At 65.4% G+C, this 19,690-nt stretch carries 20 protein-coding genes; 14 read left to right on the top strand and 6 right to left on the bottom strand.

Annotated features, from left to right (window positions below):
* Positions 1–19 precede the first annotated feature (19 nt).
* Positions 20–307 (bottom strand): Asp-tRNA(Asn)/Glu-tRNA(Gln) amidotransferase subunit GatC, encoded by a 288-nt coding sequence (gene gatC, locus LDJ84_RS05655; RefSeq protein WP_015475813.1) that lies wholly within the window; start codon positions 305–307, stop codon positions 20–22.
* Between the two features lie 239 nt (positions 308–546).
* Between gatC and mreB the strand changes: the two genes are divergently transcribed.
* From mreB to tldD, 8 genes are all read left to right on the top strand, one after another.
* Complete coding sequence (mreB, locus tag LDJ84_RS05660; protein WP_017518164.1) at positions 547–1,584, top strand: rod shape-determining protein MreB; 1,038 nt, start codon at positions 547–549, stop codon at positions 1,582–1,584.
* Between the two features lie 132 nt (positions 1,585–1,716).
* Complete coding sequence (mreC, locus tag LDJ84_RS05665; RefSeq protein WP_263987026.1) at positions 1,717–2,736, top strand: rod shape-determining protein MreC; 1,020 nt, start codon at positions 1,717–1,719, stop codon at positions 2,734–2,736.
* Entirely contained in the window at positions 2,736–3,224 is a 489-nt protein-coding gene (gene mreD / locus LDJ84_RS05670; RefSeq protein ID WP_024766558.1) for a rod shape-determining protein MreD, read from the top strand. The genes mreC and mreD overlap by 1 nt, the downstream gene beginning before the upstream one ends.
* Before the next feature lie 60 nt (positions 3,225–3,284).
* Positions 3,285–3,869, top strand: a complete 585-nt coding sequence (locus LDJ84_RS05675; protein WP_024766557.1) for a Maf family protein — start codon at positions 3,285–3,287, stop codon at positions 3,867–3,869.
* Positions 3,870–3,916: 47 nt separating this feature from the next.
* The gene (gene rng, locus LDJ84_RS05680; RefSeq protein ID WP_045209573.1) at positions 3,917–5,374 is read left to right on the top strand and encodes a ribonuclease G; all 1,458 of its coding nucleotides are present in this window, start codon (positions 3,917–3,919) and stop codon (positions 5,372–5,374) included.
* Positions 5,375–5,532: 158 nt separating this feature from the next.
* Positions 5,533–9,351: a YhdP family protein gene (locus tag LDJ84_RS05685; RefSeq protein WP_226046062.1), complete on the top strand. Its 3,819-nt coding sequence runs from the start codon at positions 5,533–5,535 to the stop codon at positions 9,349–9,351.
* 66 nt (positions 9,352–9,417) lie between these two features.
* Positions 9,418–10,266, top strand: a complete 849-nt coding sequence (locus tag LDJ84_RS05690) for a carbon-nitrogen hydrolase family protein (RefSeq protein WP_024766555.1) — start codon at positions 9,418–9,420, stop codon at positions 10,264–10,266.
* A 2-nt stretch (positions 10,267–10,268) separates the two neighbouring features.
* A complete protein-coding gene (gene tldD / locus LDJ84_RS05695; protein WP_024766554.1) occupies positions 10,269–11,711 on the top strand; it encodes a metalloprotease TldD in 1,443 nt (480 codons plus the stop codon).
* Positions 11,712–11,751: 40 nt separating this feature from the next.
* On the opposite strand, the gene yjgA is transcribed toward tldD, so the two are convergent.
* Positions 11,752–12,276, bottom strand: a complete 525-nt coding sequence (gene yjgA / locus LDJ84_RS05700) for a ribosome biogenesis factor YjgA (protein WP_024766553.1) — start codon at positions 12,274–12,276, stop codon at positions 11,752–11,754.
* A 116-nt stretch (positions 12,277–12,392) separates the two neighbouring features.
* On the opposite strand from yjgA, the gene pmbA reads away from it, so the two are divergent.
* The 6 genes from pmbA to LDJ84_RS05730 all read left to right on the top strand — a co-directional run bounded on the left by pmbA (position 12,393) and on the right by LDJ84_RS05730 (position 17,678).
* On the top strand, positions 12,393–13,742 hold the full coding sequence (gene pmbA / locus LDJ84_RS05705; protein WP_084358260.1) for a metalloprotease PmbA: 1,350 nt from the start codon (positions 12,393–12,395) through the stop codon (positions 13,740–13,742).
* A gap of 148 nt (positions 13,743–13,890) precedes the next feature.
* Complete coding sequence (locus LDJ84_RS05710; RefSeq protein WP_024766552.1) at positions 13,891–14,274, top strand: hypothetical protein; 384 nt, start codon at positions 13,891–13,893, stop codon at positions 14,272–14,274.
* Positions 14,267–15,643, top strand: a complete 1,377-nt coding sequence (gene fumC, locus LDJ84_RS05715; protein ID WP_065083923.1) for a class II fumarate hydratase FumC — start codon at positions 14,267–14,269, stop codon at positions 15,641–15,643. Before LDJ84_RS05710 ends, fumC begins: the two co-directional genes overlap by 8 nt.
* 29 nt (positions 15,644–15,672) lie before the next feature.
* Complete coding sequence (locus LDJ84_RS05720) at positions 15,673–16,122, top strand: hypothetical protein (RefSeq protein ID WP_024766550.1); 450 nt, start codon at positions 15,673–15,675, stop codon at positions 16,120–16,122.
* A 13-nt stretch (positions 16,123–16,135) separates the two neighbouring features.
* A complete protein-coding gene (locus LDJ84_RS05725) occupies positions 16,136–16,762 on the top strand; it encodes a superoxide dismutase (protein WP_024766549.1) in 627 nt (208 codons plus the stop codon).
* 22 nt (positions 16,763–16,784) lie between these two features.
* Positions 16,785–17,678, top strand: a complete 894-nt coding sequence (locus LDJ84_RS05730) for a ZIP family metal transporter (protein WP_413247456.1) — start codon at positions 16,785–16,787, stop codon at positions 17,676–17,678.
* 16 nt (positions 17,679–17,694) lie between these two features.
* On the opposite strand, the gene LDJ84_RS05735 is transcribed toward LDJ84_RS05730, so the two are convergent.
* From LDJ84_RS05735 to hpf, 4 genes are read right to left on the bottom strand one after another with little or no spacing between them, the layout of a single operon-like run.
* Complete coding sequence (locus LDJ84_RS05735) at positions 17,695–17,967, bottom strand: HPr family phosphocarrier protein (RefSeq protein WP_024766547.1); 273 nt, start codon at positions 17,965–17,967, stop codon at positions 17,695–17,697.
* Positions 17,968–18,001: 34 nt separating this feature from the next.
* Positions 18,002–18,859: an RNase adapter RapZ gene (gene rapZ, locus LDJ84_RS05740; RefSeq protein WP_024766546.1), complete on the bottom strand. Its 858-nt coding sequence runs from the start codon at positions 18,857–18,859 to the stop codon at positions 18,002–18,004.
* A gap of 2 nt (positions 18,860–18,861) precedes the next feature.
* Positions 18,862–19,329, bottom strand: coding sequence for a PTS IIA-like nitrogen regulatory protein PtsN (gene ptsN / locus LDJ84_RS05745; RefSeq protein WP_024766545.1), 468 nt, complete (start codon positions 19,327–19,329; stop codon positions 18,862–18,864).
* Positions 19,330–19,338: 9 nt separating this feature from the next.
* Entirely contained in the window at positions 19,339–19,647 is a 309-nt protein-coding gene (gene hpf / locus LDJ84_RS05750; RefSeq protein ID WP_017518151.1) for a ribosome hibernation-promoting factor, HPF/YfiA family, read from the bottom strand.
* Positions 19,648–19,690: the final 43 nt, after the last annotated feature.

Genomic DNA, 19,690 nt, shown 5'->3' on the forward strand with positions numbered 1-19,690 from the left:
ATGTCCGTGTCCTTAGCGCTTACTCGATGACTTTCGGGACGAGGTAAAGGCCGTCTTCCACGGCCGGCGCGATGGCCTGGTAGGCTTCGCGGCGGTTCTCCTCGGTGACTGCGTCGGCACGCAGGCGCTGCGTGGCTTCCAGCGGGTGGGCCAGGGGCTCCACGCCGTCGGTGTCGACCGCCTGCATGGCGTCGATCAGGCCGAGAATGTTGTTCAGGGTGTCGGTGGTACGCGAAATGTCGGCTTCCTCCAGGCCCAGGCGGGCGAGGTGGGCGATCTTTTCCACGTCGGAGCGTTCAAGCGCCATCGGGATCTCCAGCTAGAGCGGCCCGGTTCGAACTGGACCTGGCCGGAAGGAATGAGGGGGCGGGGAACAGAACCCGCGGCAGACGGTCGAAGGCCGCTGGGACGGGCCGAGCAGGCCCGAAAAACGAGGAATCTAGCATAAATTGCCGCCTTGCCCAAAACCCCCGTCATTGTTAGAGTTTGCCGCACTTTTTTACCCGCGCACTTTTCACCCACGCGCCACCTATGGGTTTCTTTCCAATGTTTAAAAAACTGCGTGGCATGTTCTCCAGTGATCTGTCGATCGACCTGGGCACTGCCAATACCCTTATTTATGTGCGCGAGCGCGGCATCGTCCTGAACGAACCGTCCGTGGTCGCCATCCGTAGCCATGGCAGCCAGAAAAGCGTGGTTGCCGTCGGTACCGAAGCCAAGCGCATGCTGGGCCGTACTCCGGGCAACATTGCCGCCATTCGTCCGATGAAGGACGGCGTGATCGCCGACTTCAGCGTCTGCGAGAAGATGCTGCAGTACTTCATCAACAAGGTTCACGAGAACAGCTTCCTGCAGCCCAGCCCTCGCGTGCTGATCTGCGTGCCGTGCAAGTCCACCCAGGTGGAACGCCGCGCGATTCGTGAATCGGCCCTGGGCGCTGGCGCCCGTGAGGTCTACCTGATCGAAGAGCCGATGGCCGCGGCCATCGGTGCCGGCCTGCCGGTGGAAGAGGCCCGTGGTTCCATGGTCGTCGATATCGGCGGCGGCACCACCGAGATCGCCCTGATCTCCCTCAATGGCGTGGTCTACGCCGAATCCGTCCGCGTCGGCGGCGACCGCTTCGACGAAGCCATCGTCACCTACGTGCGCCGCAACTACGGCAGCCTGATCGGCGAATCCACCGCCGAGCGCATCAAGCAGGAAATCGGCACCGCCTTCCCGGGCGGCGAAGTCCGCGAAGTCGACGTCCGTGGCCGCAACCTGGCCGAAGGCGTACCGCGCAGCTTCACCCTGAACTCCAACGAAGTGCTCGAAGCGCTGCAGGAATCCCTGGCGACCATCGTCCAGGCGGTGAAGAGCGCCCTGGAACAGTCTCCGCCGGAGCTGGCTTCGGACATCGCCGAGCGTGGCCTGGTGCTGACCGGTGGTGGCGCGCTGCTGCGCGACCTGGACAAGCTCCTGGCCCAGGAAACCGGCCTGCCGGTGATCGTTGCCGAAGACCCGCTGACCTGCGTGGCCCGTGGCGGCGGCAAGGCGCTGGAAATGATGGATCGCCATTCGATGGACCTGCTTTCCACCGAATAAGGTAGGAAAGCTCTGTAAAGGTCGGTTAACGTTTCGCCCACGCTGGTGAATCTTCAACCGACCTTGCACAGCTAGGAGCCGGTCATCAAACCGATATTCTCCAAAGGGCCCTCGCTGGGCGCGCGCCTGCTGGTGCTCGCCGTCCTGTCGGTCGCCTTGATGGTGGTCGATGCCCGCTTTGATTACCTGAAACCGGTACGCAGCCAGATGGGCCTCGTGCTGAGCCCCTTCTATGGCATCGCCGACATCCCGGTTCGAGCCTGGGAAGGCGTGCGCGACCAGTTCACCAGCCGCAGCGAACTGCTGGCCGAGAACGAGCGCCTGAAGGCCGAGCAGCTGCTGATGCAGCGCCGCCTGCAGAAGCTGGCCACCCTCACCGAACAGAACGTGCGCCTGCGCGAGTTGCTCAACTCGTCCGCGCTGGTCGACGACAAGGTGCTGGTGGGCGAGTTGATCGGTGTCGACCCGAACCCCTTCACCCAGCGCATCCTGATCGACAAGGGCGAGAAGGACGGCGTGTTCCAGGGCCAGCCGGTGCTCGATGCCAGCGGCCTGATGGGCCAGGTGGTCGAGGTGATGCCTTACACCGCGCGCGTCCTGCTGCTGACCGATACCACCCACAGCATTCCGGTGCAGGTGAACCGCAATGGCCTGCGCGCCATCGCCGTGGGCACCGGCAACCCGGAACGCCTGGAGCTGCGCTACGTCGCCGATACCGCCGACATCAAGGAAGGCGACCTGCTGGTGAGTTCCGGCCTGGGGCAGCGCTTCCCGGCCGGTTATCCGGTGGCGGTGGTGAAGGAAGTGCTGCACGACACCGGTGGGCCTTTCGCCACCATCCGTGCCGTGCCGACCGCCAAGATGAACCGCAGCCGCTATGTGCTGCTGGTCTTCAGCGACAGCCGCACGCCCGAACAGCGCGCCACCGATGCCGCCGAAGCCCAGGCTGAAGCCGACCGCAAGGCGGCCGAGTCCGGCGCGCCGGCCCAGCCTGCGCCCGGCGCTCCGGCCGCCCAGCCACATGACAGTGCGCAGCCTGCCGCTCCTGCGGCTCCCGCCGCACAGCCTGCCCATCCGGCCGGCGCCAATGGCGCAGCGCCTGCCGCGCCTGGTGCGCCGGCGTCGCACCCCGATGCAAGGACCCGACGCTGATGGCGGGTCAGGGCTCGAACAATGGCTGGGCCATCTGGCTCACCCTGCTCCTGGCGCTGTTGCTGTCGGTGGCGCCCATGCCCAGCTTCATGGAGATCGGCCGCCCGCTGTGGCTGGCGATGTTCCTCACCTACTGGGTGCTCTACCTGCCGCACAAGGTCGGCATGCTGACTGCCTGGGTGCTGGGCGTTGCCGAAGACGTGCTCTACGGCAGCCTGCTGGGGCAGAACGCCCTGATCCTGAGCCTGATCATCTGCCTGGTGCTGTCGCTGCACCAGCGCCTGCGCATGTTCCCCATCTGGCAGCAGTGCCTGGTGTTGCTGGTGGTCTTCGGTCTCGCCCAGCTGGTCCAGCTGTGGATCAGCGCCCTGACCGGCAATCGCCCGCCGACCCTGGTGTTCCTGCTGCCGGCGCTGGTCAGCGCCTTGCTCTGGCCCTGGGTCTATACATTGCTGCGGGCCCTGCGGTTGCGCCTGAACATCAATTGATCGCCCCCTTGCGGGGGAATCGCCGGGCCGGCGTTGAGCGGGCCCGCTTCGGAGTCCCTGATGGCCCAGCTGTACCTCGCCTCCAGTTCGCCGCGCCGCCGCGAGCTGCTCACCCAGATTGGCTTGCCATTCCACATAGTGCCTGCGTCGATTGACGAAACGCCCGAGTCCGGCGAGTCGGCGCATGCCTATGTCGAGCGCCTGGCGCGCAGCAAGGCCCTGGCCGGGCTGAACTTCCTCGCCCAGCGCGCCGATGTCTGCGTGCTCGGTGCCGATACCGCCGTGGTGCTGGATGGTCGCATCCTCGGCAAGCCGCTGGACCGCGACGACGCCCTGGCGACGCTTCAGGCCCTGTCCGGCCGCGAGCATGAGGTGCTGACTGCCGTGGCGGTGGCCGATCGCGACCGCTGCGAAGCACGCGTGGTCAGCAGTCGCGTGACCTTCCGCGAGATTTCCGCCGAGGAGGCCGAGCGTTACTGGGAAACCGGCGAGCCGCAGGACAAGGCGGGTGGCTATGCTATTCAGGGGCTCGCGGCAGTCTTCGTCAGCCGCGTCGAGGGCAGCTACAGCGCCGTGGTCGGCCTGCCCCTGTGTGAAACTGCGGCATTGCTGGCTGACTTCTCCATCCCTAGCTGGCAGTCTTGATCACGAAGTAGCGCTGGCACGACTCCGGGCGCGATAAGGAAGGGCGCATGAGCGAAGAGATCCTGATCAATATCACGCCGATGGAATCGCGCGTGGCGGTGGTGGAGAACGGCGTCCTGCAGGAGGTCCATGTCGAGCGCACGCTGCGCCGCGGGATCGTCGGCAACATCTACAAGGGCAAGGTCGTGCGCGTGCTGCCGGGCATGCAGGCGGCCTTCGTCGACGTCGGCCTGGAGCGCGCAGCCTTTATCCATGCCGCGGAGATTTCCACCCGCGAGGGCAGTGCGGTGGAGAGCATCGGCGCGCTGGTCCACGAAGGGCAGAGCCTGGTGGTGCAGGTCACCAAGGACCCCATCGGCACCAAGGGCGCACGGCTGACCACGCACCTGTCGATCCCTTCGCGCTACCTGGTCTACATGCCGCGCACCAGTCATGTCGGGATTTCCCTGAAGATCGAGGACGAACACGAGCGCGAGCGCCTCAAGCAGGTGGTCGCCAAGTGCGTCGAGGCCGAGGGCATCGTCGAGCGAGGTGGGTTTATCCTGCGCACCGCTGCCGAAGGCGCCGGCGAGGACGAGATCCTCGCCGATATCCGCTACCTGCGCCGCCTCTGGGACCAGATCGACGCGCAGATCCAGACTGTCGGCGCGCCGACGATGATCTACGAAGACCTCTCCCTGGCCCTGCGCACCCTGCGCGACCTGGTGAACCCGCGCATCGAGAAGATCCGCGTCGATTCCCGGGAGAACTTCCAGAAGATCACGCAGTTCGTCGAAGAGCTGATGCCGGAAATCGCCGACCGCCTGGAGCACTACCCGGGCGAGCGGCCGATCTTCGACCTCTACGGGGTCGAGGACGAGGTGCAGAAGGCGCTGGAGCGCAAGGTGCTGCTCAAGTCCGGCGGCTACCTGATCATCGACCCGACCGAGGCGATGACCACCATCGATGTGAACACCGGCGCCTTCGTCGGCCACCGCAATCTCGAAGAGACCATCTTCAAGACCAACCTCGAGGCGGCGACCGCCATCGCCCGCCAGCTGCGCCTGCGCAACCTGGGCGGGATCATCATCATCGATTTCATCGACATGGAAGACGAGGAGCACCGCCGCCAGGTCCTGCGGACCCTGGAGAAGCAGCTCGAACGTGATCATGCCAAGACCAACATCATCGGCATCACCGAGCTGGGCCTGGTGCAGATGACCCGCAAGCGCACCCGCGAAAGCCTGGTGCAGGTGCTCTGCGAGCCCTGCCCGAGCTGCCAGGGGCGCGGCATGCTGAAGACTGCCGAGACCATCTGTTACGAGATCTTCCGGGAAATCCTCCGTGAAGCGCGAGCCTACCAGGCCAATTCCTACCTGGTGCTGGCCAACCAGAAAGTGGTGGATCGCCTGCTCGACGAGGAGTCGGGCAACGTCGCGGACCTGGAGCTGTTCATTGGTCGCCCGATCAAGTTCCAGGTCGAGGCCATGTATTCCCAGGAGCAGTACGACGTGGTCCTGCTTTGAGCGGCGGCTCGCACATCGTGGAGATCCGCCGGCCGGCAGCTTTGCCATGGGGTTTTTTGGAGCTTTGCCTGACGCACACTGTCAGACCTGGTTCGACCTTGGATGGCTGGGAGGCCGCTCGATGACCCTTCGCTTCACCTCACAGGCAGCCGCCTGACATGGATCGCGCCGGCCGCCTGTTCGCCACCTCGCTGCGCATCGTCCTGGGCCTCCTGGCGCTGGGGCTGGTGCTGCTGGCTTTGTACGTCAGCCTTGGCCGGCAGTTGGTGCCGTTGGTGGCGGAGTACCGCGACGATCTGGCGCGCAAAGCCAGCGAGCAACTGGGCCTGCCGGTGGCTATTGGCGCCCTGGAAGGGCATTGGCGCGGGTTCAGCCCGATCATCGTGGTACGCGACATCCAACTGGGCGAAGGCACCGATTCGCTGCGCCTGGAGCGCGTGCGCCTGACCCCGGACATCCTCGGCAGCGTGATGGCGCGCCAGCCGCGCATCGACAGCCTGGAGCTGGAAGGCCTGCACCTGACCCTGCGCGAGGACGAGGACGGCAACTGGCACGCCGACGGCCTGCCCAGCCGTGGCGGCGACACCGACCCGCGCAAGCTCATGGACCTGCTGCTGACCCCACATCGCCTGTCGCTGATGGACAGCCAACTGACCGTACTGCCGCAACAGGCCAACCCGCTGTCGTTGAACTATGTCGGCATGACCCTGCGCAGCGGCAGCCGCCAGCGCCTGGAGGCACGCTTCAGCCTGCCCGGCGGCGAACCGGTGGCGGCGCGGCTGGAGGCCCGGCTGAACCGCGATGACTGGGCGAAGAGTTCGGCCCAGCTGTACCTGAGCCTGCCCCAGGCCGACTGGGCCAAATGGCTGCCCGAGCGTCTCACTGGCGCCTGGAAGCTGTCCCACGCCAAGGCTGGCGGCGAATTCTGGGCGACCATCGACAAGGGCGTGCCGGTCTCCGCCGCAGCCCGCCTGAATGCCCCGAAGATCGACGCCGCGCTGGGCGACCGCAAGCCGGTGAGCCTGAGCGACCTGGGCGTCAGCCTGTTCTTCCAGCGCAACGGCGACGATTTCGATCTGCGTATCGCCGATCTGGCAGCGAATTTCGGCGAAAGTCGTTGGGGCGAGGTGGAGTTGGAGCTGACTCGCCGGATGAAGGACGAGGAGCATTGGCAGCTGCGCGCCGACCGCCTCGACCTGACCCCGCTGGGACCGACCATCACAGCACTGGCACCGCTGCCGGACAAGGCTATCGAGTGGCTCGAAGGGCTGAAACCGCACGGTGTGTTGCACAACGTCAATTTCGATTACTGGCCGCAGCGCGAGGGCGCCGAGCGCGTCGCCTATGCCACCAACCTGGAGAAGGTCGGTGTCAGTGCCTTCCATGATGTGCCGGCCGTGGCCAACGTCGACGGCACCTTCCGCGGCAACCTTGGCGGCGGCACGCTGGACGCCAACGCCCAGGATTTCATGCTGCACCTGGCCACGCTGTTCCCCGAGCCCTGGCACTACCGCACCGCGCGCACGCGGATGTTCTTCCAGTTCAACGACGAGGCCTTCACCCTCGGCAGCCACCTGATGCAGGTGGAGGGCGACGAGGGAGCCATCGCCGGCGACATCCTGATTCGCCTGATGCGCGATCCGGCGCAGGAAGACTACATGGACCTGCGCGTGGGGATGAGCAACGGCGATGCGCGCTACACCGGTAAATACCTGCCCACCGTCATCCCGCAGATGAGCAAGGATCTGGCTGCCTGGCTCAAAGGTTCAATCAAGAGTGGGCGCATCGAACAGGGCTATTTCCTCTGGCAAGGTTCGCTGCAGAAGGGCTCGGCGCCGGAAGCCCATGCCATGACCCTGTACTTCAAGGTCCATGACGGCGTGCTCGACTACCAGCCGGGCTGGCCCGGCCTGAGCAAGGCCGAGGGCGAGGTGCGCGTGGAGGACACCGGCGTCAGCATCAACGCAACCAGCGGGCAGATTCTCAACAGCCAGGTGCGCGATGTCTCGGTGGAGATTCCCCATTCCAACCCGGGGGAAGTTGCCCATCTGCATGTGGACGGCGATATCGACAGCAACCTCGTCGATGGCCTGAAGATCCTCCAGGACTCGCCCATCGGTGCGACGCACACCTTCGCCGGCTGGGAAGGCAAGGGCGACCTCAATGGCCACCTCAACCTCGACATTCCGCTGGCCAAGGGCGAGGCGAGCAAGGCGCGGGTGATCGTCGATTTCGACACCGACAAGGCGCAGCTGAAGATTGCCAAGCCTGAGCTGAACCTCGAACAGGTGAAGGGCAAGTTCCGCTACGACACCGACAGCGGCCTCAGCGGGCAGAACATCTCCGCTCAGGTGCTGGGTAGCCGTATCACCGGCAGCATTCGCGCCGAAGGCCGCAACGGCGCTCCGCGTACACGGGTGCTGGTGGGTGGCCAGGTATCGGTGAAGACCCTGCTCGACTGGGGCAAGGTACAGAAACAGTTGCCGGTCGACGGCCGCGTGCCGTTCCAGCTCAACCTGCTGCTCGACGGCAAGGACAGCCAGCTGCAGGTCGCCTCGAACCTGCAGGGCGTCACCATCGATCTGCCGGCGCCGCTGGGCAAGGCCGCGCAGGAAACCCGCGAGAGCGAATGGCGCATGACCCTCGAGGGCGCCGAGCGACGCTACTGGGCAACCTACGGCGATCGCGCCAGCCTGGCTTACGCGGCTCCGGCGGACCAGCCGCTGGCCGGCCGTGGCGTGCTGCGCCTGGGTGGCGACCCGGCCGTGCTGCCCAACTGGAATGGCGTCCAGGTGCGCGGCAAGATCGACGAAGTCGACGCCGACGCCTGGATGGCGGTCGCGAAGAAATACTCCAATACCGGGGTTGAGGGCGCCGCTGGCCTGCTGCGCGGCGCAGACCTGCAGATCGGTCGCTTCAAAGGCTTTGGCCAGACCCTGGAAAATCTCACGCTGGATGTGTTGCGTGTCGACAGCAGTTGGCAGGTTGGACTGGTCAGCTCGCTGGTCTCCGGCAAGGTCACCCTGCCCGACAGCAAGGTGAAGCCGATCCAGATCGCCCTGGACCGTCTCGATCTGCCCAAGGGCGAGGCCATCGATTCCGTGAAGGCAGTCGAGCAGCCTGACCCGCTGGCGAAGGTCGACCCGCGCAGCTTGCCGCCGATGGACGTGTCCATCCGCCAGGTCCTCAAGGCCGGCAAGCCGGTCGGTGCCTGGAGCTTCAACCTGCGCCCGACGCCTACCGGTGTTGGCTTCAACAATGTGAATCTGGACCTGCGTGGCCTGTCGGTGAAGGGCAGCCTGCGCTGGGATGGTCTTGAGGCGAGCGCGCGCAGCACCTTCCAGGGCAAGCTCGAGGGCAAGAACCTGGGCGACGTGCTGAAGGCCTGGGACTTCGCGCCCAGCGTGACCAGCGAGCGTTTCAGCGTGGACATCAACGGCAACTGGCCGGGGTCGCCGGCGGCGCTGAATCTGCGGCGGTTCGGCGGTACCCTGGACGCGAGCCTGCGCAAGGGGCAATTCGTCGAAGTGGAGGGCGGCGCCAATGCCCTGCGGGTGTTCGGCCTGCTCAACTTCAACGCCATCAACCGCCGCCTGCGCTTGGACTTCTCCGACCTGCTGGGCAAGGGCCTGAGCTACGACCGGGTCAAGGGCGTGCTCACCGCCACCGATGGCGTCTACTTCACCCGCGAGCCGCTGCGTCTGGATGGACCGTCGAGCAACCTGGAACTCAACGGCACCCTGGACATGGCCCACGACGAGATCGACGCCAAGCTGCTGGTGACTCTGCCGGTGACCAACAACCTGCCGTTGGCGGCACTGATCGTCGGCGCTCCCGCCATTGGCGGCGCGCTGTTCGTGGTGGACAAGTTGCTGGGTGACAAGGTCGCACGCTTCGCCAGCGTGCAGTACAGCGTGAAGGGGCAATGGCAGAGCCCGACCATCACCTTCGAGAAACCCTTCGAAAAACCTCACTGAACCGGCGGCCAAGCACAATGCCCGGGCATCGGTTAGCATGAAAGCCAGGTATTCCCGGAGCTGACCATGTCCATCGCCGTCATCCAGATGGTCAGCCAGGACGATGTCCTGGCTAATCTTGCCACCGCCCGTCGCCTGCTGGAGCAGGCCGCCAACGGCGGCGCGCGCCTTGCCGTACTACCGGAAAACTTCGCCGCCATGGGGCGCCGAGACCTCGCGGACATCGGCCGCGCCGAAGCCCTTGGCGAAGGCCCGATCCTGCCCTGGTTGAAAAGCACCGCCCGCGACCTCAGGTTGTGGATAGTCGCCGGCACCCTGCCGTTGCCGCCGGAGAACCAGCCGGGAGCCAAGGCCAATGCCTGCTCGCTGCTGGTGGACGAGCGCGGTGAAGTGGCGGCGCGCTACGACAAGCTGCATCTGTTCGATGTGGACGTTGCTGATGCCCGTGGCCGCTATCGCGAGTCGGACGACTACGCCTTCGGCCAGCGCGTGGTGGTGGCGGATACGCCGGTCGGGCGGCTGGGGCTGACGGTCTGCTACGACCTGCGCTTCCCCGAACTGTATACCGCGCTGCGCGAAGCCGGCGCGGAGCTTATCAGTGCCCCTTCGGCATTCACCGCGGTGACTGGCGCTGCGCACTGGGAAATCCTCATCCGCGCCCGCGCCATCGAAACCCAGTGCTATGTACTGGCGGCTGGACAGGGCGGGACCCACCCCAACGGACGGGAAACCTGGGGCCAGTCGGCCATCGTCGACCCCTGGGGGCGTATCCTGGCCGAGCAGGCCAAGGGCGAGGCGGTGCTGCTGGCTGAGCGCGATAGCGAGGAACAGGCGGCGGTGCGGCAGCGCATGCCGATTGTCCGGCACAGAAGATTTTTCCCGTCGGTCGAACCGCGACCGGCGCGTACGGAGTGAATATGAGCGAACTGTTGTCATCCGTCAGCCAGCACCTGCTGGCCCCCGGTGGTCTGGATATCGACCAGCTGTCGCCGATCCTGCACGAGCTGAGCGGCCCCGGCATCGACGCCGCCGACCTGTACTTCCAGAGCCAGGTCTCCGAGTCCTGGATGCTCGAAGACGGCATCGTCAAGGAAGGCAGCTTCCACATGGACCAGGGTGTCGGCGTGCGCGCACAGTCCGGTGAGAAGACCGGCTTCGCCTACAGCAACGCGATCAACCACGAAGCGCTGATCCAGGCTGCCCGCGCTGCACGCTCGATCTCCCGAGCCGGGCAGAATGGCAAGGTGCAGGCGTTCAAGGCCGTGGTGCCGACCCGCCTGTATGCCGGCGAGAACCCGCTGGATGTGATGAGCCGCGCCGAGAAGGTAGAGCTGCTGCAGAAGATCGACGCCGCCACCCGCGCCCTTGATCCGCGCATCCAGCAGGTCACCGTCAGCCTCGCCGGTGTCTGGGACCAGGTACTGATCGCTGCGGCGGATGGTTCGCTGGCTGCGGACATCCGACCGCTGGTGCGTTTCAACGTCAGCGTCATCGTCGAGCAGAACGGCCGCCGTGAGCGCGGTGGGCATGGCGGCGGCGGTCGCACGGACTACAAGTACTTCCTGCAGGAAGACCGCGCCATGAGCTACGCGCGCGAGGCGCTGCGCCAGGCGCTGGTCAACCTGGAAGCGGTGCCCGCGCCGGCCGGCAGTCTGCCGGTGGTGATGGGCGCCGGTTGGTCCGGCGTGCTGCTGCACGAGGCCGTGGGCCACGGCCTGGAAGGCGACTTCAACCGCAAGGGCAGCTCGAACTACAGCGGTCGCATCGGCGAGAAGGTCGCTTCCAGCCTGTGCACCATCGTCGATGACGGCACCATCGCCGGCCGTCGCGGTTCGCTGTCGGTGGACGACGAAGGCACGCCGACCCACTGCAACGTGCTGATCGAGAACGGCATTCTCAAGGGCTACATGCAGGACAAGCTCAACGCCCGCCTGATGGGCGTGGCGCGCACCGGCAACGGTCGTCGCGAGTCCTACGCGCACCTGCCGATGCCGCGCATGACCAACACCTACATGCTGGCCGGGGAGAGCGATCCGCAGGAAATTATTGCCAGCGTCGAGCGTGGCATCTACTGCGCCAACCTTGGCGGCGGCCAGGTGGACATCACCAGCGGCAAGTTCGTCTTCGCCACCAGCGAGGCCTACCTGATCGAGAACGGCAAGATCACCCGCCCGGTGAAGGGCGCGACGCTGATCGGCAACGGCCCGGAAGTGATGAGCCGGGTGTCCATGGTCGGCAACGACCTGGCGCTGGACAGCGGCGTGGGAACCTGCGGCAAGGACGGCCAGTCCGTGCCGGTCGGTGTCGGCCAGCCGACCCTGAAGATCGACGCGATCACCGTTGGCGGCACGGGCGCCTGAGGCCGTTGCCCGTGAGGCTTGGAGAGAGGGACGCGGCTGCTCAGCGCAGGCCGCGTTTGAGCTCGTCCAGCTCGCGGATGTACTTGAAGATCTTCCGCGCCGCGGCCGGAGGCTTGTTGTGAGCGGCCTCGTGCTGGGCGTGGCGGATCAGCTGGAGCAGGTGCTGGCGGTCGCTTTCCGGGTATTCGCCGAAGAACGCGGACAGCGCTGCGTCACCGCCGGTGATCAGGTGGTCGCGCCAGCGCTCCAGGGCGTGGAAGCGTTCGTTGTACTGGCGGGTCGAGGTGTCTACCTGTTCCAGCAGGGCGAGGATGGCCTCGACGTCCTGGTCGCGCATCAGCTTGCCGATGAACTGCCGATGGCGTTTCTTGGCAGCGTTGGCCTTGTGCTTGGGTGCTTCTTCCAGCGCGCGGCGCAGCGGATCGGTCAGCGGCATGCGGTCGAGCATGTCGGCCTTGAGCGTCGTCAGGCGCTCGCCGAGCTCCTGCAGCGCGTGCATTTCGCGTTTTACTTGCGACTTGCTCTTCTCATCGAAGGACGAGTCGTCATCGTGAATTTCAGCCATGGCGGGGGTCTCTTTGAAAACGCCGCCATGATAACGAGTCAGGGGCCGCTTGTCCGGCCCGCGCCGGTTGCCGCCGCCTGATGGCGGGGCCGGAACATGAACAGGAGAGGCATGCAATGAGCGAACACAACCCGGCAGTGAGCCCGGAGGTCCTTCCCGAACTGCGCGAGCAGGTCGAGCGGATCATCGCCGAGGCTTCCCGGCAGGGCGCCAGCGCCTGCGAAGTGGCGGTGTCGGTGGAGCAGGGGCTGTCCACCTCGGTGCGCCAGGGTGAAGTCGAGACCGTCGAGTTCAATTGTGACCAGGGCTTCGGCATCACTCTTTACGTTGGCCAGCGCAAGGGCTCGGCGAGCACCTCGGCAACAGGCGCGGACGCCATCCGTGAAACCGTGGCGGCGGCGTTGGCGATTGCCAAGCATGCCTCCGAAGACGACTGCGCCGGCCTGGCGGACCCTGCGCTGATGGCGCGGGACCTGCCGGACCTGGATCTTTACCACGGCTGGTCGATCACCCCCGACCAGGCCATCGAGCGCGCGCTGGCCTGCGAGGCTGCCGCGTTCGCCACCGACAAGCGAGTCACCAAGGCCGACGGCACCACGCTGAACACTCATCAGGGCTGCCGCGTATACGGCAACAGCCATGGCTTTGTCAGCGGTTATGCGAGCACCCGCCACAGCCTGAGTTGCGTGATGATCGCCGAAGGCGAAGGGCAGATGCAGCGCGACTACTGGTATGACGTGAACCGCCGCGGTGAGCTGCTGGCGACTCCCGAATCCATCGGCCGCCGTGCCGCCGAGCGGGCTGCCAGCCGGCTCGGCGCGCGCCCGGTGCCGACCGCCGAGGTGCCGGTGCTGTTTGCCCCGGAAGTCGCGGTCGGCCTGTTCGGCCACTTCCTCGGTGCCATCTCCGGCGGCAGCCTGTACCGCAAGTCTTCCTTCCTCGAAGGTGCGCTGGGGCAGCGACTGTTCCCGGAATGGCTGACCCTGGACGAACGCCCGCTGCTGCGCGGCGCGCTGGGCAGTGCCTCGTTCGACAACGACGGCCTGGCGACCTATGCCAAACCCTTCGTCGAAGGCGGCGAGCTGGTCTCCTATGTGCTCGGCACCTACTCCGGGCGCAAGTTGGGCATGCCCAGCACGGCCAACTCCGGCGGCGTGCACAACCTGTTCGTCAGCCATGGCGACGAGGACCAGGCCGCGCTGATCCGTCGCATGGGACGTGGCCTGCTGGTCACCGAGCTGATGGGGCAGGGCGTCAACCTGGTGACCGGCGATTACTCGCGTGGTGCCGGCGGTTACTGGGTGGAAAACGGCGAAATCCAGTTCCCGGTGCAGGAAGTCACCATCGCCGCCAACCTGCGCGACCTGTTCCGCAATATCGTCGCCATCGGCAACGATGTGGAGCATCGCGGCAACCTGCACACAGGCTCCGTCCTCATTGAAAAGATGATGGTCGCCGGCAACTGATCCACCCACCGCGGCCTTGCTGGCCGCGGCTTTCAGTCCTTCCCAAAGCCGTTCTCCAGACAGGCCGTCCAGCGCATTGCGTTCGGGCGGCTTGTTTTTTTGATTCTCACAAACAATAATCAATCTCATTATCGATTGAGGGATTGCCATGTTTGCCGAGATCGACAGCTCGCTCACCGATCGCTGGTACCGCCTGGGGACCCGCATCCGCTGCGCCTTGGAGCCGGATGAGCCGCGTCTGGTCGAGCAGTACCTGTGCGAGGCGCGTTACCTGGCGGCCTGGGAACCGGTGCCGGCTTGGCGCCTCTTCGAGAAGTGCTTCCAGTTGCTGCTCGACAGCAGCCGCGACATCGCACTGCCCTGGCACTGGCGGGTGCTCTGCCTGGATCACGCCTATCTCCCTCTACGCGAACTGCAACGCCTGGCGACCTCTACCGCCCAGCGCCAACGCCTGTGCCTGCTCGGCCGGCGGATGGCACAGCAGGAGATGGCGCCTTCCCTGAGACTGCAAGAAGGAATCGAGAATGACTGACAGCCGTATCGAACGCGACAGCATGGGCGAACTGGAGGTGCCGGTGGCGGCGCTCTACGGTGCCCAGACGCAGCGGGCGGTGAACAACTTCCCGGTGAGCGGCCAGCGCATGCCGCGTCCGTTCATCCGCGCGCTGCTGCTGGCCAAGGCCGCCGCGGCGCGGGCCAATGTCAGCCTGGAACAGCTGGACGCGGAAACCGGCGCTGCCATCGTCGCTGCCTGTGAGGAGTTGTTGGCGGGCGACCTGCAGCAACACTTCCCGGTGGATGTGTTCCAGACCGGCTCGGGTACCAGCTCGAACATGAACGCCAACGAGGTGGTTGCGACCCTCGCCGGCCGCCGCCTGGGAAAACCGGTCAACGCCAATGACCAGGTCAATTGCGGGCAGAGCAGCAACGACATCATCCCTTCGACCATCCACATCAGTGCGGCGGTAGAGATCCACCAGCACCTGCTGCCGGCCCTGGATCACCTGCACGCGACCCTGGAGAAGAAGGCCAAGTCCGTGCACTCGTACGTGAAGACCGGCCGCACTCATCTGATGGATGCCATGCCGGTGCGCCTGAGCCAGGTGCTTGGCGGGTGGGCGCAACAGGTGCGCCAGGCGTCTCTGGGCATAGAAGGGCAACTGCCGGCGTTGCAGCAACTGGCTCAGGGCGGCACTGCCGTCGGAACCGGCGTGAACGCTCACCCGCAGTTCCCCGCGCGCTTCTGCGAAGAGCTCAACGGACTGACCGGCCTGGCATTCCGCCCCGGTGATGATTTCTTCGCGTTGATCGGTGCTCAGGATATCGCCGTGGCCACCTCCGGCCAGCTCAAGGCGCTAGGCGTGGCGCTGATGAAGATCGCCAATGACCTGCGCTGGATGAACTCCGGCCCGCTGGCAGGCCTTGCCGAGATCGAGCTGGAGGCGCTGCAGCCGGGTTCCTCGATCATGCCGGGCAAGGTCAATCCGGTGATTCCGGAAGCCACTGCCATGGTCGCCGCCCAGGTCATGGGCAACGACACCACCATCGCCATTGCCGGGCAGTCGGGCAACTTCGAGCTCAACGTAATGCTGCCGGTGATCGCCGACAACCTGCTGCACAGCATCCACCTGCTGGCCAACGTCAGCCGTCTGCTGGCGGACAGGGCCATCGCCAGCTTCAAGGTCAACGAGGCGAGCCTGCGCGAGGCGCTGTCGCGCAACCCGATCCTGGTCACCGCGCTGAACCCGATCATCGGCTACCAGAAGGCCGCGGAGATCGCCAAGCAGGCTTACCGCGAAGGGCGGCCGATCATCGACGTCGCGCTGGAAAACACGGACCTGGACCGTGCCCGCCTCGAGCAACTGCTCAATCCCGAGAAGCTCACCGCCGGCGGACTCTGAGTCCGCCCCACCCGCTGGAGGAACCTGCCATGCGCCACTGGCAACGCACCATCGAACTGGGCAACCGCTGCTTCATTCGCAACGAGTTGATCGATGCCCGTGAGCACTACCTCCATGCGCTGGCGCTGGCCCAGGTCCTGCTGGACCGCTGGCACGACCCGGAGGAAGCCGTGATGGCGTTTGTCATCTCCCACCACAACCTCGGCGACCTGCACCTGCAACTGGGACAGCCGGAGGAAACCGCCGAGTACCTGTGCGCCTGCCACGAGCGCCTATTGGTATTAGGCGAAGACCTGCGCAAATGCTCGGATCTGCGTGTGGCCGCGGTGCAGCACAGCCGCCGTACCTACGTCGAACTGCTCAACTTCATTGGCGAGCACGGTACCTATCCGCGTACCCAGCGCCTGCTGCGTCGCCAAGGCGCGGTCGAGTTGCGCCCGGGGCTGTTCACTGCCGTTCAATCGATGCGCTACCACTGAAGAAGGTTCGAAGATGCCTCACGTCCTGCCCGCCTTGCCCTATGCCTTCGACGCCCTGGAACCGCACATCGATGCGCAGACCATGGAAATCCACCACAGCAAGCACCACCAGACCTACATCAACAACCTGAACGCTGCGCTGGAAGGCACAGAGTTCGCCGAAGTTCCGCTGGAAACGTTGCTGCAGAAGCTCGACCGCCTGCCCGAGGCACTGCGCGCGCCGGTGATCAACAACGGCGGCGGCCACGCCAACCACTCGTTGTTCTGGACCGTGATGGCTCCTGACGGCGGTGGTCATCCGCAGGAGGAGTTGGGCCAGGCCATTGACGCTCAACTGGGCGGCTACGAGGCCTTCTGCCAGGCGTTCACCAAGGCGGCATTGACTCGCTTTGGTAGCGGCTGGGCGTGGCTGAGCGTCGATCCGCAGGGCCAACTGGTGGTGGAAAGCACCGGCAACCAAGACAGCCCGCTGATGCAGGGCAACTTGCCGATCCTCGGGCTGGACGTCTGGGAGCACGCGTACTACCTGCGCTATCAGAATCGCCGGCCGGAATACATTGCCGCGTTTTACAACGTCGTCGCCTGGCCGGAGGTGCTCCGACGTTACCGCGAGGCACGGCAGGCGCGGGGGCAAGGATGAAACCGAAGGGCGTCCCATGCGTCTGATCGTGCAGAGTCTGCGTGAAAGCGGAGGACGCAATTTGCGTTGGTTGCTGGGGCTGATCATTGTCCTCGGCGGCGGTCTGCTGGTGGCCCAGCACCTGATGCTGCTGGCGCGCTTGTCGCTTTCCCCGCCGCTGTACCTGGCCTTGCATGGCGGCATGCTCTGTGCGCTCGGGACTGCCCTGGGCGCGCTGCCCGTGCTGCTGGTGCGCAGCATGCCGGCGCGAATCGCCGACGCCATGCTCGGCTTCGGCGCCGGTGTGATGCTGGCGGCCACTGCATTCTCGCTACTGCTTCCCGCGCTGGAGGCTGCTGAAGCCTCGGGTCGGGCCACCTGGCTGGCCTCGGTGCTGGTCAGCCTCGGCCTGGCGCTGGGAGCCTTCGGTCTCGCGGTGTTCGGCCGAGTACTCGAGGACGCGCAGGCCAATATCCGGGGCGTTGCTGATGGAAAGGTTCCTGCGCGCATCCTGCTGTTCGTTGCTGCCATCGTCCTGCACAACATTCCCGAGGGCATGGCTGTCGGAGTCGCCGCCGGGGGAGAGGTGCAAGGCGCCAGCGGATTAGCGCTGGGCATCGCGCTGCAGGACGTGCCGGAAGGGCTGGCGATTGCGCTGGTACTGGCCGGGGCAGGCGTGTCACGCGGCAAGGCGGCGTTGGCGGGCGCGGCGTCCGGGCTGGTCGAGCCGCTGTTCGCGGTGCTCTGCGCCTGGCTGATCGGCATCTCGCGGATGTTCCTGCCCTGGGGGCTGGCCGCGGCAGCGGGAGCGATGCTCTACGTGGTGGTGCGCGAGATCATCCCTGAATCACAGCGGCGCGGCCATGCGGCGCAGGCCACCCAGGGGCTTATCATCGGCTTCTGTCTGATGATGGTGCTGGATACGTCGCTGGGCTGATCGAAGGCCCGGCGAGTCACTCGCCTTCGTCGAAGTAGTTGTTGATCAGTTCGACCAGCGCCTTGAGCGCCTCGTCTTCCTGCTCGCCTTCGGCAGCGAGGTGCAGATTGGTGCCCTTGCCGGCGGCGAGCATCATCACCGCCATGATGCTCTTGCCGTCTACCGTACTTTCCGGATTGCGCCCTACGCGAACCTGACAGGGATAACGTCCTGCCACGCCGACGAATTTGGCCGCCGCACGGGCGTGCAGGCCAAGCTTGTTGATGATGGTGATTTCGAGGGCGGGCATCGCGAGGGGCTGTCCTTTTGTTGTCTGTCGCTGCTTAGCTCAGGTCGCGGTGGCGAATCTGTACGTTGGTGAGGGTTTCCTTGAGGGCCTGACCGATGCGCTCGGCAATATAGGTCGAGCGATGCTGGCCACCGGTGCAGCCGATGGCGATGGTCACATAGGCCCGGTTGCTCGCGGCGAAGCGCGGCAGCCATTTGTTCAGGTAGGCGAGGATATCCTGGTACATCTCTTCTACATCCGGTTGCGCCGCCAGGTATTCCTGGACTTCCACTTCCAGCCCGGTGTGCTCGCGCAGTTCCGGTTTCCAGTAGGGATTGGGCAGGCAGCGCACGTCGAACACCAGGTCCGCGTCCACCGGCATGCCGCGCTTGAAGCCGAAGGATTCGACCAGGAAGGCGGTGCCCAGTTCGGGCTTGTTCAGCAGGCGCAGCTTGAGCACGTCGCGCAGCTGATACAGGTTGAGATTGGTGGTGTTGAGCTTGAGATCCGCCAGGTCGGCGATCGGTGCCAGCAGGTGCGTCTCGTCGGCGATGGCTTCGGCCAGTGAGCGGCTGTCGGTGGTCAGCGGGTGGCGCCGGCGCGTCTCGGAGAAGCGCTTGAGCAGCGTTTCATCATCGGCATCGAGGTACAGCACGTCGCACTGGATGTGCTTGTCGCGAGCTTCCTGCAGCAGCTCGGGAAAACGCTGCAGCTGGCTGGGCAGGTTGCGCGCGTCGATGGAGACGGCGACCTGCGGGTGCAGCAGCTCGGTGTGCAGCAACGCACGCTGGGCCAGGTCCGGGAGGAGGCTGGCCGGCAGGTTGTCGATGCAATAGAAGCCGTTGTCCTCGAGCACGTTGAGCGCTGTGCTCTTGCCCGAGCCGGATCTTCCACTGACGATGATCAGGCGCATGATCAGTGCCCGTTGTTCTGGAAGTCCACGACGATCCGGTACAGGTCCTCGCCGTTGGCGGCGTGACGCAAACGTTCGCGGACGTCGGAGCGGTCGAGCATGGAGGCGATCTGCCGCAGCAGTTCCAGGTGCTCCTCGGTGGCGGCTTCCGGCACCAGCAGCACGAACACCAGGTCGACCGGCGCGCCGTCGAGGGCGTCGAAATCTACCGGGTGATCCAGGTGCAGGATGGCGCTGATCGGCGACTGGCAGCCGGGGAGGCGGCAGTGCGGAATGGCGATGCCATTGCCGAAGCCGGTGGAGCCCAGGCGTTCCCGGGCCACCAGGCTGTCGAAGATGTCTTGGGAATCGAAACCCGGCAGCTCGCGAGCCACCAGGTTGGCGATTTGTTCGAGGACACGTTTCTTGCTGCCGCCCGGCACGTTCACGAGGGAACGGCCGGGGGTCAGGATTTGCTCAAGTCGGATCATAGGGAGGGGTTAACGGACGCCAACACCTTGCTGGCGTTCGAGGTATTTTTCCTTGTGCTTGATCAGTTGGCGGTCGAGCTTGTCGGTGAGCAGGTCGATGGCCGCGTACATGTCTTCATGTTCGGCGCAGGCAACCACTTCGCCACCGGCGATGTGGAGGGTGGCTTCAATTTTCTGCTTCAGCTTCTCGACCTCCATGATGACCTGAACATTGGTGATCTTGTCGAAGTGGCGCTCCAGTCGGCCAAGTTTCTCGCCGACATAGTCGCGCAGGGCGTCGGTCACATCCAGTTGATGTCCACTGATGTTGACTTGCATACCGCTTTCTCCTTGTTGCCCGTGTGTAAGTGGCAGGTTATGG

The organism is Pseudomonas sp. HS-18 (assembly GCF_020401845.1).
Classification (GTDB): Bacteria; Pseudomonadota; Gammaproteobacteria; order Pseudomonadales; family Pseudomonadaceae; genus Pseudomonas; species Pseudomonas nitroreducens.

What these genes read in the sequence shown, in the direction of transcription:
- mreD (WP_024766558.1), top strand. Translation starts at nt 2,736, where the DNA reads ATGGCGGGTCAGGGCTCGAACAATGGCTGGGCCATCTGGCTCACCCTG.
- tldD (WP_024766554.1), top strand. Translation starts at nt 10,269, where the DNA reads ATGAGCGAACTGTTGTCATCCGTCAGCCAGCACCTGCTGGCCCCCGGT.
- LDJ84_RS05685 (WP_226046062.1), top strand. Translation starts at nt 5,533, where the DNA reads ATGGATCGCGCCGGCCGCCTGTTCGCCACCTCGCTGCGCATCGTCCTG.
- LDJ84_RS05675 (WP_024766557.1), top strand. Translation starts at nt 3,285, where the DNA reads ATGGCCCAGCTGTACCTCGCCTCCAGTTCGCCGCGCCGCCGCGAGCTG.
- gatC (WP_015475813.1), bottom strand. Translation starts at nt 307, where the DNA reads ATGGCGCTTGAACGCTCCGACGTGGAAAAGATCGCCCACCTCGCCCGC.
- rng (WP_045209573.1), top strand. Translation starts at nt 3,917, where the DNA reads ATGAGCGAAGAGATCCTGATCAATATCACGCCGATGGAATCGCGCGTG.
- mreB (WP_017518164.1), top strand. Translation starts at nt 547, where the DNA reads ATGTTTAAAAAACTGCGTGGCATGTTCTCCAGTGATCTGTCGATCGAC.
- LDJ84_RS05690 (WP_024766555.1), top strand. Translation starts at nt 9,418, where the DNA reads ATGTCCATCGCCGTCATCCAGATGGTCAGCCAGGACGATGTCCTGGCT.
- LDJ84_RS05710 (WP_024766552.1), top strand. Translation starts at nt 13,891, where the DNA reads ATGTTTGCCGAGATCGACAGCTCGCTCACCGATCGCTGGTACCGCCTG.
- LDJ84_RS05735 (WP_024766547.1), bottom strand. Translation starts at nt 17,967, where the DNA reads ATGCCCGCCCTCGAAATCACCATCATCAACAAGCTTGGCCTGCACGCC.
- fumC (WP_065083923.1), top strand. Translation starts at nt 14,267, where the DNA reads ATGACTGACAGCCGTATCGAACGCGACAGCATGGGCGAACTGGAGGTG.
- ptsN (WP_024766545.1), bottom strand. Translation starts at nt 19,329, where the DNA reads ATGATCCGACTTGAGCAAATCCTGACCCCCGGCCGTTCCCTCGTGAAC.
- pmbA (WP_084358260.1), top strand. Translation starts at nt 12,393, where the DNA reads ATGAGCGAACACAACCCGGCAGTGAGCCCGGAGGTCCTTCCCGAACTG.
- LDJ84_RS05725 (WP_024766549.1), top strand. Translation starts at nt 16,136, where the DNA reads ATGCCTCACGTCCTGCCCGCCTTGCCCTATGCCTTCGACGCCCTGGAA.
- yjgA (WP_024766553.1), bottom strand. Translation starts at nt 12,276, where the DNA reads ATGGCTGAAATTCACGATGACGACTCGTCCTTCGATGAGAAGAGCAAG.
- rapZ (WP_024766546.1), bottom strand. Translation starts at nt 18,859, where the DNA reads ATGCGCCTGATCATCGTCAGTGGAAGATCCGGCTCGGGCAAGAGCACA.
- LDJ84_RS05720 (WP_024766550.1), top strand. Translation starts at nt 15,673, where the DNA reads ATGCGCCACTGGCAACGCACCATCGAACTGGGCAACCGCTGCTTCATT.
- hpf (WP_017518151.1), bottom strand. Translation starts at nt 19,647, where the DNA reads ATGCAAGTCAACATCAGTGGACATCAACTGGATGTGACCGACGCCCTG.